14 protein-coding genes are annotated in these 12,700 nt (G+C 66.3%); 5 read left to right on the plus strand and 9 right to left on the minus strand.

What is annotated here, in order from left to right; genetic code table 11:
- Window positions 1–12: 12 nt before the first annotated feature.
- Complete coding sequence (locus ABD301_RS01125; protein WP_344306280.1) at window positions 13–1,452, minus strand: aldehyde dehydrogenase family protein; 1,440 nt, start codon at window positions 1,450–1,452, stop codon at window positions 13–15.
- 99 nt (window positions 1,453–1,551) lie between these two features.
- A complete protein-coding gene (locus tag ABD301_RS01130) occupies window positions 1,552–2,187 on the minus strand; it encodes a DUF998 domain-containing protein (RefSeq protein WP_344306282.1) in 636 nt (211 codons plus the stop codon).
- Window positions 2,188–2,354: 167 nt separating this feature from the next.
- Here ABD301_RS01130 and ABD301_RS01135 point away from each other — a divergent pair, with 167 nt between their 5' ends.
- Genes ABD301_RS01135 through ABD301_RS01145 form a run of 3 tightly spaced genes read left to right on the plus strand, consistent with a single transcriptional unit; the run spans window position 2,355 to window position 5,554 of the window.
- Complete coding sequence (locus ABD301_RS01135; RefSeq protein WP_344306284.1) at window positions 2,355–3,341, plus strand: carbohydrate ABC transporter permease; 987 nt, start codon at window positions 2,355–2,357, stop codon at window positions 3,339–3,341.
- A 9-nt stretch (window positions 3,342–3,350) separates the two neighbouring features.
- Complete coding sequence (locus tag ABD301_RS01140; RefSeq protein ID WP_344306286.1) at window positions 3,351–4,250, plus strand: carbohydrate ABC transporter permease; 900 nt, start codon at window positions 3,351–3,353, stop codon at window positions 4,248–4,250.
- Window positions 4,247–5,554 carry an ABC transporter substrate-binding protein gene (locus ABD301_RS01145; RefSeq protein WP_344306288.1) on the plus strand — a complete coding sequence of 436 codons (1,308 nt, stop codon included), beginning with the start codon at window positions 4,247–4,249 and terminating at the stop codon, window positions 5,552–5,554. The genes ABD301_RS01140 and ABD301_RS01145 overlap by 4 nt, the downstream gene beginning before the upstream one ends.
- Here the strand turns inward: ABD301_RS01145 and ABD301_RS01150 are convergent.
- The 3 genes from ABD301_RS01150 to ABD301_RS01160 all read right to left on the minus strand — a co-directional run bounded on the left by ABD301_RS01150 (window position 5,535) and on the right by ABD301_RS01160 (window position 7,508).
- Window positions 5,535–6,419, minus strand: a complete 885-nt coding sequence (locus tag ABD301_RS01150; protein ID WP_344306289.1) for a phosphotransferase — start codon at window positions 6,417–6,419, stop codon at window positions 5,535–5,537. The genes ABD301_RS01145 and ABD301_RS01150 overlap by 20 nt on opposite strands.
- Window positions 6,420–6,440: 21 nt before the next feature.
- Window positions 6,441–6,881, minus strand: coding sequence for a MerR family transcriptional regulator (locus ABD301_RS01155; protein ID WP_163569908.1), 441 nt, complete (start codon window positions 6,879–6,881; stop codon window positions 6,441–6,443).
- 273 nt (window positions 6,882–7,154) lie between these two features.
- Complete coding sequence (locus ABD301_RS01160; RefSeq protein ID WP_344306293.1) at window positions 7,155–7,508, minus strand: VOC family protein; 354 nt, start codon at window positions 7,506–7,508, stop codon at window positions 7,155–7,157.
- A gap of 128 nt (window positions 7,509–7,636) precedes the next feature.
- Here ABD301_RS01160 and ABD301_RS01165 point away from each other — a divergent pair, with 128 nt between their 5' ends.
- On the plus strand, window positions 7,637–8,410 hold the full coding sequence (locus tag ABD301_RS01165) for a helix-turn-helix transcriptional regulator (RefSeq protein ID WP_163569909.1): 774 nt from the start codon (window positions 7,637–7,639) through the stop codon (window positions 8,408–8,410).
- Between the two features lie 29 nt (window positions 8,411–8,439).
- On the plus strand, window positions 8,440–9,102 hold the full coding sequence (locus ABD301_RS01170; RefSeq protein WP_344306295.1) for a rhomboid family intramembrane serine protease: 663 nt from the start codon (window positions 8,440–8,442) through the stop codon (window positions 9,100–9,102).
- Window positions 9,103–9,127: 25 nt separating this feature from the next.
- Here ABD301_RS01170 and ABD301_RS01175 read toward each other — a convergent pair whose 3' ends face one another.
- The 4 genes from ABD301_RS01175 to ABD301_RS01190 are packed head-to-tail and all read right to left on the minus strand — an operon-like array spanning window position 9,128 to window position 12,601.
- A complete protein-coding gene (locus ABD301_RS01175; RefSeq protein ID WP_344306297.1) occupies window positions 9,128–10,321 on the minus strand; it encodes an ABC transporter permease in 1,194 nt (397 codons plus the stop codon).
- Complete coding sequence (locus ABD301_RS01180) at window positions 10,318–11,025, minus strand: ABC transporter ATP-binding protein (protein WP_344306299.1); 708 nt, start codon at window positions 11,023–11,025, stop codon at window positions 10,318–10,320. The genes ABD301_RS01175 and ABD301_RS01180 overlap by 4 nt, the downstream gene beginning before the upstream one ends.
- Entirely contained in the window at window positions 11,022–12,092 is a 1,071-nt protein-coding gene (locus ABD301_RS01185; protein WP_344306301.1) for a peptidoglycan-binding protein, read from the minus strand. Before ABD301_RS01185 ends, ABD301_RS01180 begins: the two co-directional genes overlap by 4 nt.
- The gene (locus tag ABD301_RS01190) at window positions 12,092–12,601 is read right to left on the minus strand and encodes a hypothetical protein (RefSeq protein ID WP_163569911.1); all 510 of its coding nucleotides are present in this window, start codon (window positions 12,599–12,601) and stop codon (window positions 12,092–12,094) included. Before ABD301_RS01190 ends, ABD301_RS01185 begins: the two co-directional genes overlap by 1 nt.
- Window positions 12,602–12,700: the final 99 nt, after the last annotated feature.

Here is a 12,700-nt window from a genome sequence, read left to right on the forward strand (position 1 = left end):
CTTTGGTCGCAGTCAGGCCAGGCTGGTCCAGATGCTCTTGACCTCGGTGAAGTCCTCGATCGCCGCCCAACCCATCTCGCGGCCCATGCCGGACGCCTTCATTCCGCCCCAGGCGGCACCCGCGTCCAGCAGTGGCGGCATGTTGATCCAGACGGTTCCGGCTTTCACCTGGTGGGCCAGCCGGTTGGCCGTACCGATGTCGCGCGACCAGATGTAAGCGGCCAGGCCGTAATCGGTGTCGTTCGCGCGGGAAGCGAGGTCGTCGGCGTCGTCGTACGGCAGAACGGCAAGCACCGGGCCGAAGATTTCCTCGCGGGCGATGCGCATGTTCTGGGTGACGTTTCCAAAGACGGTGGGGCGGTAGAAAAAGCCGTTGGCGAGGTCGCCGTCGGCGCGGCTGCCGCCGGTGAGCAGGTCGGCGCCTTCGGAGCGGCCGATCTGGACATAGCGGTCGACCTGTTCGAGCTGCTCAAGGGACACCAGCGGGCCGAGTTGGCTGGTTTCGTCCAGGCCCGAGCCGAGCTTCATCGAGCCAGCGATCGCGGCGACCTTGCTGGCGAACTCGTCGGCGCGCTTGCGGTCGACGTAGAAGCGGGTGGCGGCGGCACAGACCTGGCCGGAGTTCAGCAGGCCGCTCATCAGGTTGCCCTCGATGGCCTCGTCGAGGTCGGCGTCGGCGTCGATGATGCTCGGCGCCTTGCCGCCCAACTCCAGCGACACCTTCTTGAGCGCGCGCCCAGCCTCCGAAGCGATTTCGCGACCGACCGCGGTGGAGCCGGTGAAGGAGATCTTGGCGACCTTGGGGTGTCGTACGAGCGCCTTCCCGACCTCGGGACCGCCGGTCACGATGTTGACCACTCCGGCTGGCACGCCCGCTTCGGCCAGCACCTCGGCGAGCAGCAGGGTGGTGAGCGGGGTCTGCTCGGCCGGCTTGATGACCACGGTGTTGCCGGTGGCCAGCGCCGGCGCGAGCTTCCACACCAGGATCATCAGCGGGAAGTTCCATGGCGTAATCAGCGCGCAAACGCCGAGCGGCTCGCGCCGGGTGCGGTAGTCGACGTTCGGCACGGACAGCGGCGCGGTGATGCCGGTGATCTTGGTGACCCAGCCGGCGTAGTAGCGAAAGTGCTCGACCGCGTTGGGCACCGAGAAACCGGCGCTGATCGCCAGCGGCTGGCCCTGGTCACGGGTCTCCAGCTGGGCGAATTCGGCCGTACGCGCCGCCAGCAGGTCGGCAGCCTTCAGCAGCACGTGAGCCCGCGCGGCCGGCAACATGCCCGCCCACTCGGCCGACTCGAAGGCCCTCGCGGCCGCGTCGACGGCCGCGTTCACCTCCGCCTCGGTGGCCTCCGGCAGCTCGGCCAGCACTTCGCCGGTGGCCGGATCGACACTCGCGAACGTGCCGCCGGTGGCGCCGATCCACTTGCCGTCCACGAACATCTCGGTACGCATGCGCGCCTGCTTTCGCCAGCTGGTCTCTGGTCAGCAGGCTAGAAACGAGACCGCCGTCACAGTCGCCATCGCGCGCACGGCTACCCGCCCATTCGTGCCCTATTCAGTCCGGCGCAGCAGGTGCACGGCCAGCGCGGACATCCAGACGAAGCCGATCGCGATGGTCAGCCGCTGCAGCAGCCCGCCGACCGACACGAAGGCCGGATTCTGCTGGAATCCGAGGCTGGTCAGCACAAAACAGGCCAGCGACGCGACCCCGCTGGCGATCGAGTAGACCACCCAGAAGCGCTTCCCGATCCGATAGGCCACCACGAAGCAAGCGGCCGGCAGCGCGGTGAACACCGGTGTCGAGCACAGGTCGTGGAGGACGCCGTGGACCGTACGTACGGCCGTTATCGGCGCGGTCCCGGGCGGATAGCCGCTGATCGGGTCGGTCGCGAAAAAGCCGGCACCGAACAGGCCCAAGCCAACCAGCGCGATCAGCATCGGGGTCCAGAATCCGCCGCCGTACGCCCGCACCGCGGACTGCAGCCCGATCGCGTACGCGATCACCAAAAGCCCGCTGACCACGAAGTTCACCGCCTGGATCCAGCCCAGCGGGCCCAGCGACAGCGAGCTGACCGGGTGCCGCCACGGGCTGTACCCGGCCCGGACCGCGCCCTCGATGAGGAACACCACGACGAACAGGAGCGGCCCGATCACGCCACAGGCCACCAACGCGCGGTTCCGGTTCATGCGCGGCAGCGTAGGCGATGTCGCGCATCTTCGCGCCCTTCAGACTGTTCGCCGGAGTGAGGCTTGACCGGAGCACGGCTCGTCGTTACGTTCCTGAGAACGTTGCCAGAGACGCATGTCACAGCCTGTCCGGTGACAGTTTCGGGGCGTACGCCTGGGAGGTGTGGATGTCGACCGACACGACGGCCGTCGCGGCCGGTTCCGGACCGCTCGCGCCGGCTCGAGCCACCGGCCGGCCGGCGAGCCGCAAATGGTGGCGCAAACATCGTCGGGACATCGGTGCCGGCTATTTGTTCATCGCGCCGGCGATCATTGGTTTCCTTGTGCTGGTGGGATATCCGATCATCTTCAGCGGATATCACGCGTTCACCGACTGGAACGGCCTGACCGCGGCTACCTGGACCGGTTGGCACAACTTCACGTACCTCTTCACCCAGGACCCGACTTTCTGGCCGTCGCTGTGGGCGACCCTGTTGTTCACCTTGATCAGCGTGCCGGCCACCCTGATTGTCGGGCTGGGCCTCGCGATGCTGCTGAACCGCGCACTTGCCGGCGTGCGGTGGTTCCGGACGATTTTCTTCCTGCCGGTCGTGTTGCCGGCCGTCGCCGTGCTGACACTGTGGAAATATCTTTACGATCCGCAGTACGGGCTCGCCAACCAGGCACTCACCGCACTGCACCTGCCCACCAGCCTGTGGCTCGGCAGCACCCAGATGGCACTGCCCTCGATCGTCATCATCGGGCTCTGGGGCTGCGGTGCCACCATGATGATTTTCCTCGCCGGCCTGCAAACCGTGCCGGCCGAGCTGCATGAGGCGGCTCGGATCGACGGCGCGGGACCGATTCGGGCGTTCTTCACGATCACCCTGCCGATGATCACGCCGATCCTGCTGCTGCAAATCGTGTTGCAGATCAACCAGGCTTTCCAGACCTTCACCCCGATCCAACTGTTGACCAACGGCGGCCCGGAAAACACCACCAACCTGCTGATGTACAAGATCTACTTCGACGGTTTCCAGAATTTCAGCAAGTTCCCGCAGCTGGGCTATGCCACCGCCGAGGTCTGGGTGCTGTTCATCCTGGTCCTGATCGTGACCGCGCTGACCCTCCGGACCTCGTCTTTGTGGGTCTACGCCGACAACACGCAGGATTAGGAGTCGACGATGGCCACTCTCAACAATGCGGTCCTCACTCGTACGAGCGCGCGGACCGACTTGGGCGTACCCCTCGCGGTGTCCCGCGCCGCCTGGTATTTGCTGTGCCTGCTGCTCGCGGCCTTCATGCTGATGCCGTTGCTCTGGATGGTCACCATCGCCTTGAAGGGCGACAGTGACATCCTGCAGTTCCCGCCACAGTTCTTCCCCAAGGAACTGCACCTGGAGAACTTCGTCGCGGGGCCAAAACAAATCAACTTCTACCAGATGCTGGGCAACACTCTGATCGTCACCGTGCTGGCGACCATCGGCTCGGTGTTCAGCTCGATGCTGGTCGGCTACGGCCTCGCCCGAATTCCGTTTCCCGGCCGCAAGATCTGGTTCTACGTCTTCACCGCGAGCATGTTCCTGCCGCCGATCGTCGGCATCATTCCGCTGCTGCGGCTCTACGTCCTGCTGGGAGTCGACGACACCTGGATCCCCTTGATCCTGCCGGCCTGGCTGGCCAACCCGGTCTTCATCTTCCTGGCCAGGCAGTATTTCACCAGCATCCCGTACTCCCTCGACGAGGCCGCGAAAATCGACGGCTGCGGCTACTTCCGGACCTTCTTCACGGTGATGCTGCCGATCACCCGACCGCTGTGGATGACCATGTCGATCCTGGCCTTCCAGTCCATCTGGAACGACTACCTGAATCCGCTGATCTTCCTCACCACCGAGTCCAAGTTCGTCCTCTCGCTGGGAATGGGATCCTTCTTCGGCGGGTTCGCCGGTGTCGCCACCACCCAGTACAACTACTACATGGCAACGAACCTGCTCTACATGTTGCCGCCATTACTGCTGTTCTTCCTGGCCCAGCGCTATTTCATGCAGGGCCTGAGCGCCCTTGGCACCACGGCGTCCAGATGAGAAGCCACCTTCGACTGGTCGGTGCGCTGGCCGCTTTTGCGTTGCTGGCCAGCGGTTGCGCGGCCAGCAGCGGGACGGCGACGGACACCGTGACGTATCTGACCTGGGAAACCCCGCAGACCAACGCGGCCATCGACGCGGCGATGGCCAGCCTACCGGCGACCGGGGTAAAGCTGGAAAGGGTGCCGTCGCCCGGATACAACTACGACCAGAAGATCGCCGCGCTCTTCCTCGCGAACAAGGCACCGGACTTCTTCTGGTGTGGCAACGACACCGCGCAGAGCCTTGGCCAGAAGGGGCTGCTTTTCGACTGGAACGCGTATCTTTCCCGTCGTACGAACGGCATGGACCCGGCCGGTTTCGTGCCGGGCGCGCTGGACTACTGGCACGGCCCGGACGGCGGCCTCTATGGGCTGCCCACGCTGGTCAACACGTACGGCTTCTATTACAACAAAAAGCTGCTCGCGAAGGCCGGCGTGCCGGTGCCTCAACCGGGCTGGACCTACGCCCAGCTTTTCGCCGCGGCCACCGCGCTGACCAAGGCCGACGGGCACACCGGCCCTGGTGTCGTGGTGGACGCGCATGACGGCGGCTGGGGATCGACTTTGTACGGGCCATTCGGGATCGCGCAGGCGTCCCTTTCGGCCGGCGGAAAGCCGTTCGAAAACCGACCGGTCGGCGCCGATGCGGTGCAGACTGATCAGCTTTTCACCCAGACGGTGGAGAAACTGGTGACCGCGATCAAGGCCGGCGAGATGACCGAGCCGGGCGCCGGCAGCGGTGACACCACCGCGGCCTTCAGCGGCGGGCGTACGGCGATGCTTTTCGGCGGCCAGTGGCTGGCTCCGTCCATCCAACAGTCCAAGCCAGCCTTCGGCTGGGGTTTCGCGCCGATGCCGGAAAACGGCCGGCGTGTGCAACCCTTCGATGCCGTCGGGATCTGCGCACCGAAAACGCTGCGCAACCCGGACCAGGTCTGGTCGGTCATGACGTATTTGGAGACGACCGCGCTGGCCAAGGTCCTGGCCGCCGCGCCGGTCGCACCTTCGGCTTACGCGCCGGCATCGGTCACCTATTTCGCCGCCATGAAGAAGGTCGGCGACGGATCGGTGGGTCCGACCGTCCAATACGAAGTGAGCTCACCGGGCAAGGTCGGCATCCGGTTCGTCGAACCGTGGGCCACTTATGCCAACAACATCCTGAAATCCTCGTGGGATCAGATGCTCAGCGGGGAGCGCCCGGTCGGACCGACGTTGGCCACGACCGTACGGGACATCAACGGAATCATCCCCAAGAACGGCTGAGGTCCTCGGTGAAGTCCAGCCACCGCTCGATGTCGGCCGCGGTGAAATGCCGGATCGCCCAGTCCACCATTCGCAAACTCATGTGGGCCTGATAGAGCAACAATGTCTCGTCGTCCAGCGTCGCGTCGATCCGGTCGTCCACCCAGCGGGCGGCCGCCGGATCGCCGCCCACCAACGCGAATCGCAGGGTGACCAACCCGAAATGCCGGTCACCACGGCCGATGCCGTCCCAGTCCACGATCCCACTGATCGCGTTGTGCCGCACCAACACGTTTTCCGGATGGAAATCCAGGTGCACGAGGTCGTCACCACTCATCGTCGACGGTCCCTGCCGACCAACTTCGGTTATCCAGTCGAGCAAGGCCTGGCTGCGGCGGCTGTGTACGCGCAGCGACTCGTGGACGCAGAAACCCGGCCCGCTCTTGGTCAGGTAAAGCTCCGGCGCCGGCACGTCCGGGCGGTCGGCCAGCAGACCAGCGAACCGCTCGTTGAGGTCGACCATCGCGCGTACCAACGGCAGATCCGCACGATCGGGCTGGTCGCCGGGCAACCGCTCCTGCACGATCGCGACCGCGTCCGGCAGGTCGGCGATCAGCTCGTACGCCGGCACCGGAATCCCGCGCAGCCGGGCCAGCTTGAGCAGCTCGTCGGTCCGCTGCAACCGTCCCGCGGAGCCCGGCGAGGCGCAGGTCAGCACCCCCTCGCGGCCGTCCGGCCAGCGTACGTACGCGGCGCCGACCTGCCCGCCGGGTGCCGGCCCCAGCACCTCCAGCCGCACGCCGGCATCCGCCGCCAGCGCCGCCACCAACGCGCGGGCGTCCAGCCGCCGAACCGGCGCGAGCGCCGGATCTCCCCAGTTCGCCATGAACTCGACGATAGACGTGCGTTAAGTCGTCTGGTCAGTCTGTGCAGTCTGTGCGGCGCCGAATGATGTGGTCCACAGGCCGGTCGCGCTGCCGTCGGCGATCCGGCTCTCGTACGCGCTCGCCAGATATTTGATCGTGTCCAGGGATTCGGACAGCGCACGGATTTGACCGATCACCCGTTCTTCGTGCTCGCGCAGGATCGCCAACCGGTTCTTTTCATTGCCAACGCCTTGTCGGACGAGTTCGGCATATCGCCGAATAGTCGGCAAGGACATGCCGGAAACCCGGAACCACGTGCAAATGGTCAGCCATTCCACATCGGACTCGTGATAAACCCGTCGGCCGTTGTGATCCCGCCGCACCGGGCCGACCAGGATCCCTTCGCGCTCATAGAAGCGCAGGGCGTGCACGCTCAGCTCGGTCCGCTCGGCCACCTGCCCAATGCTCAGTCCCGCACTCATGGACATCCATCGACAAGTCGCTCGCCACGCTGTTGTGCGCGTTTTCCCTGCGAAGTCAAGGTCAACAAATAGGCTCGGCGATCCGCCGGGCTGCGCTGAGGCAACGCCGGCGGGAGCCCTGAGGTCATGCCGGGAGTTTAACAGCTCGCCGGATCAGCACTTGTTCTGATCGTCAGCATGACTGTTCCGTTTCACCGCGACCTGCGGATCACCGCCTACACGCTGGCTTTTGCCGGACTTCTGCTGGTAGGCGACCGCCAGCGCCGCCGCGAGTTATCCAGTGACCAAACAGAAAACGTGACCCTCCGGGTCCGCGAGCACCACCCAGTCGTCGCCGCCGGGTTGGAACTGGGGCTGGGTGGCGCCGATCGCCAGCAGTTCCTTGGTCGCCTGGGCCAGGTCGACGACGTCGATGTCCAGATGGGAATGCTGCTTTCCGGTGCCCGGCCAGCCGGGCGCCTGGTGGTCGTCCACCCGCTGGAATCCCAGCTGCACGGTGCCTTCTCCAGACAAAGCCGCGTAATCCGCGTCGCTCGCGGTGATTTTCCAGCCGGTCGCCTGCTGGTAGAAATGCGCGAGCGCGACCGGATCGGCGCAGTTGATGACGACACTGCTGATTCCTGACATGAGATAGCTCCTTCGACTGCGACAGAACCTGCGGGCATCAGGCTGCCCGCCGGTCGCGGCGATGTATTGGAGATCCTTGCGGGCACTGTCGTACTAGTGTCCTGCGCCCGCCGTTTATGGTGGATCTCATGTTGTCCGAGGTGGTGCTCGCCGAGCGGCCCGATTTCCGGGTCGCCGCGGTGAGCTGCCGAGACGACCACCGCGGCTGGTCCGCCGAGCCCGCGCGGACTGACTTTCGGGTGGTGCTGATCCGGCGCGGGCGGTTCCGCCGCCGGGTCGCCGATGCGGTGGCCGACCTCGACAGGACGACCGCCTATCTGGGTGTGCCGGACGAAGAGGAGTCCTTCGCGCATCCGGCCGGCGGCGACGACTGTACGAGCATCGAGCTCACCCGCGCGTTGTGGCCGGCCTGGGCAGCCGAACACCCGAACCCGGCCGTGTATGTCGATGCGCGCCTGGAGCTGGCCCATCGCCGGCTGCTCGCCGCTGGGCACAGCGGCGATGTCGACTACGCGCTCACCGAGCGGTTGCTCGCGCTGGTCCGCGCCACCATCGGCCAGACATTGCGCCCGATTCATGACAATCGCATGGTCACCGCGGCCCGCGAGGCGATCCTCGCCGGCCACCCAGCCGCCACCGGGCTGCTGCCGCTGGCCCACCTGCTGGCGGTCTCGCCCTACCGGCTGAGCCGCGACTTCACCGCGGTGATGGGAGTTTCCCTGACTCGGTATAGAAATCGCGTACGAGCCGGCCGCGCCCTGGACCGGCTGGAAGCCGGCGAGCGCAGCCTGGCCACTCTCGCCGCCGACCTCGGCTTCGCCGACCAGGGGCACCTGTGCCGAACCGTCCGGGAGCACTTCGGGGAATCACCCACTGCCCTTCGGGCTCTGATCACCTCATAGTGCGGCCTTTCTCGACTAGCCTGGCATGCATGGCCTTGAAAAACGCCGTTGATCCGCAGGGCCGCAGTGCTGCCGAGCTGATGATCGCCGAAGCCAAGAAGGCGCTGTGGGTGATGGTGGGGCTGCTTGCCCTGATGTGGGTGGTGCAGCTTTTCAACTCGGTCGACAGCTACCGGCTGAGCCAGGACCTCGGCATCACCTCGCGGGACATCGGCTCGCTGCCGGAAATCGTCACCGCCCCTTTCCTGCACGCGAGTTGGGCGCACATCGAGGGAAACTCCGGACCGCTGTTCATCTTCGGCTTCCTCGCCGCGTACCGCGGAGTGAAGAAATTCCTCGGCGTCACCGCGCTGATCATCGCCGCCAGCGGGTTGGGCATCTGGCTCACCGGCCCGTCGTCCGCGATCACCGTCGGCGCCAGCGGGCTGGTTTTTGGTTATTTCGGCTATATCATGGTTCGCGGCATTTTTGACCGGCACCTGATCGATATCGTCATCGGCGCGGTAATGGCCCTGTGTTTCGCGTACCAACTCACCGCCCTGCTCCCGACCAACGAACAAATCAGCTGGCAAGGCCACCTGTTCGGATTCGCCGCCGGCATTGTCGGCGGCTGGTTCTTCCGGGAGAAGCGCCAAAAGCCGGAGCTCACGCCGCCACCGCCCGCATTCCAGAAAGACCCCGGCAGCATCTGAGGACCAGCTCCACTCATCGACGAGTTCACCCGCTGGACAGCGCTGATGTCGGTGACAGGCGGGCGGCGCGTACGGCCGGATAAAGACCAGCCAGCGCGCCGATCCCCATCGTCACCACAACGGCCGCGAGGCTGACCCAGACCGGCACAGCCACCACCCAGCCGCGCGGCAGCACATAGGCGGCCGTCGCCGCGATCCCGCAGAGCAAACCCGCGGCCCCGCCCAGTGCGGACAGCAGCACCGACTCGACCAGAAACTGCCCGGCAATATGTGGCCGGGTGGCTCCGAGAGCTCTGCGCAGGCCGATTTCGCGGCGACGCTCCAGCGCCGAGATGACCATGGTGTTGGCCACTCCGATGCCGCCTACCAGCAGCGCGACCGCGCCGAGCCCGATCAGCAGGCCGTTGAAGGTCTGGTTCGCCGCGTTCTGGGCGGCCAACGCGTCGGACGGGCGGCTGATGTTCACCGACTCAGGGTGTTGCGGGTTGGCGGTGGCGCCGAGGACGGCCAGCACGGCTGGTACGGCGTCGTCTGCTGATCTTTCGTAGATGGTGGTGGCGTGCCCGTCGAAGCCGAGCAGCTTCTGCGCCACCGGCCATCCGACCAGCGCGGAGTTGTCCAGCTCGGGCGCCAGCGGCACCGGGTTGAGGATGCCGACCACCGAGAACCACTTGCCGCCCAGCCAAACCTGCACGCCGGGGCCAGCGGAACCGATGCCGAGCAGCTGGGCGGTGTTGTGCCCCAGTACGACCGCGGAGACGTTTTGGGTGGCCGCGTTCAGCCAGGTACCGCTGGACAGCGTGCCGCCGACCGTCGACAGCAGGTTGAGTTTGGCCGCGTCCACCTCGACGCCGTTGGTCTGTACGTCCGCGATGTGATCGTTGCGGTACGCGTGCGTGTGCGGCACCATGCCGGTCGCGGTCGCGGAGGTGACCGGCGCGATGTGGCCGACCATCGACAGCGCGGTGTCCGGCAGCGCGGCGGTGCCGCCGGTGGCGAGGTTCTGCCCCGGTTGCACCTTCAGCAAGTTGGTGCCCAGCCGCGCGAGCCGCTGGTTCAGGTAGGCCTGGCTGGAGGTGGAGATGCCCACCACTGCGACCATCGACGCGATGCCGATGGCGATGCCCAGCGCGGACAGCACGATCCGGATCGGCCGGGCTCGCAGTCCATAAAGACCCGCACGGGCGAGGTCGGAGGGGCGGAGCCGGGATTTGCTCATCGGGAGTCCTGCGCGATCCGGCCATCCTGGATGGTGACCGTACGCGGAATGGACCGCGCGAGCGGCACGTCGTGGGTGATCAGGGCGATGGCCGTACCAGCCGCATGCAGTGTCCGCAGCAGCGCCAGCACCCCCGCGCCGGACTCGCTGTCCAGGTTGCCGGTCGGCTCGTCGGCCAGCAACAACCCGGGCTCGCCGACGACCGCGCGGGCGATCGCCACTCGCTGTTGTTCGCCACCGGAGAGCTCGTGCGGCCGATGGCGTACGCGGTGGGACATCCCGACGCGCTCCAGCGCCTGTGCCGCGAGCACTCGACGCCGACGGACCGGGACCCCGGCATAGATCAACCCATCGGCGACATTCTCCAGCGCGGTGTTGCCGGCAGAGAGGAAGAAATGCTGGAAAACAAAGCCGATCCGGTACGCTCGAATAGCCGCGAGCCGCCGGTCCGGCAGCCGGGAAATGTCCTCGCCATCCACCCGTACGATCCCGGCGGTGGGCCTTTCCAGCGTGCCGGCCAAGTGCAACATGGTCGTCTTGCCGGAGCCGGACGGCCCGACAATGGCCAGGAATTCGCCATTTCGTACGGTCATCGACACTCCGCGCAACGCCGGCGTTTGCGAGCCCGATCGTCCGTAAATCTTCTCCACCTCCATCAGCTCCAGCACCGGCGGGCGGTGGTCGTTCAACGCGGTCACAGTCACGTCGACGGCACCCCGACCTTCATTCCGGCTTTCACGCCGGCCCCGCTGATTTCCACCGTGTCCTGCGAAAACAGCCCGGTCTTGACAGCAACGGTCTTCGTACTCGCGCCATCCACCACCTGGACGCCATAGCCGCCTTCGGACAGCGCCAAGAGCGCGATCACCGGGACCGTCAACACGTTGTCCTTATGGGCGGTCACAACATGGACCGTGACGGGCGCGCCATCGACTCCGGTGACTTTGTCGGCATTCTGCAAGGAAACTGTCATTGTCAGGTTCGCCGACGACGACGAGTTCCCGTCCGAGGTGCTCGGCGGCGGCGCGCTGGTGACCGCGGCGATAGTGCCTCCGGTACTGCTGTGGTCCGGCAGTTCGACGGTGACTGAGGCACCGACCTGCGCATATTGCTGGTCAGAGGCGTCGATCGACGCGGTCACGACCCGGCCACCGGACGTGTACGAGAGGACCGGCTGGCCGGGCGCGATGGCGTCACCGAGCACGTGGTGCAGCTGCGAAACCTGGACCGGCCCGGCCGCTACCGCGAAATCGGCCGCGTCGATGCTCCCAGTGACCGGGACGCCGGCGTCCTTCTGCCAGTTCTTGATGGCCTGCGCGGTCTTGTCGGTGAACTTGTCGTCGACGGTGAACCCGCCATAGCCGAGATTGGACAGGTTGTTTTCGACCTCCGCCACATCCGCGCCGGTGTCGCCGGAATGCACCGGCCGATAAAGCGGAACCGTTCCGTAGAACAGAAAAACCGGCTTCGCGTCGACCGAATAAAGCGCGCCACCGCGCACCACCTTGGCACCGGCCGCGGGCAGCGAGGTGAGCGTGCCGGCGGAGTGCGCGGCGAGGTCGACGGGCGAGCCGTGCGCCAGCTTGCCCGTGGTGTCCAGCGTTTCGGTGACATCCCCGACTTTCACCGTCGCGGTCGCCGGCGGCAGGCCGGTGGACTGGGGTGGGCCGCTCTTGGCCGCGGTGAGTACGCCCGTGCCGGCGACCAGGGCGACGACGACCACCGCCCCCACCCCGCCGGCCAGCACGGCCGTATGGGATCGCACGTTCATCAGCGACCGCCGCTGTCGCTGCCGAAGATGGACTGACAGGCCTTCTGCGCCGCCTGGTATGTGCCTTTGTCCACGTTTGACGGCTCCGGGATGGCACCCTGCGGGTTCGGGTCGGGCATGTTCTTCACCCCGTGGTCGCGCATGCACGCCACCCATTTGCGGGCTTTGGCCAGGTCGGCGGCGGTCGCTGGTTTGCCCACGTTGCCCTGCGGCGCGTACTGCTGACATGCCTGCAAGGCGGCCTGCATCTTGCCAGGGTCCTGGCCAGCGGGCAGTCGCGGCAACCCGCCGGAGTCGCCCTTGGGGTCATCGATCTTGATGCCGTGGCTGCGCAGGCACTGGGTGAACTTCACCGCCTGCGCGTGCGGATCCGCCGCGCTGGGCGACGCGGCCGGAGCCGACGAGCCGTTCGCCGACGCCACCTGCGGCACGCTCGTACCAGCGCCGCACGCGCTGGTCATCGCCACCGCGGCCAGCGAGGCGGCGAGCAACCAATGACGGTGTTTCATTTCGGCCTCCGAAGGTGCTGGGACTTTCTCCAGGCACAGTCAAGAGATCGGTAGTTAAGGACAGCGTAAGGAATTCTCCTTATCCCCCGCTTATACACA

Source organism: Fodinicola feengrottensis (genome assembly GCF_039530045.1).
Lineage (GTDB): Bacteria > Actinomycetota > Actinomycetes > Mycobacteriales > HKI-0501 > Fodinicola > Fodinicola feengrottensis.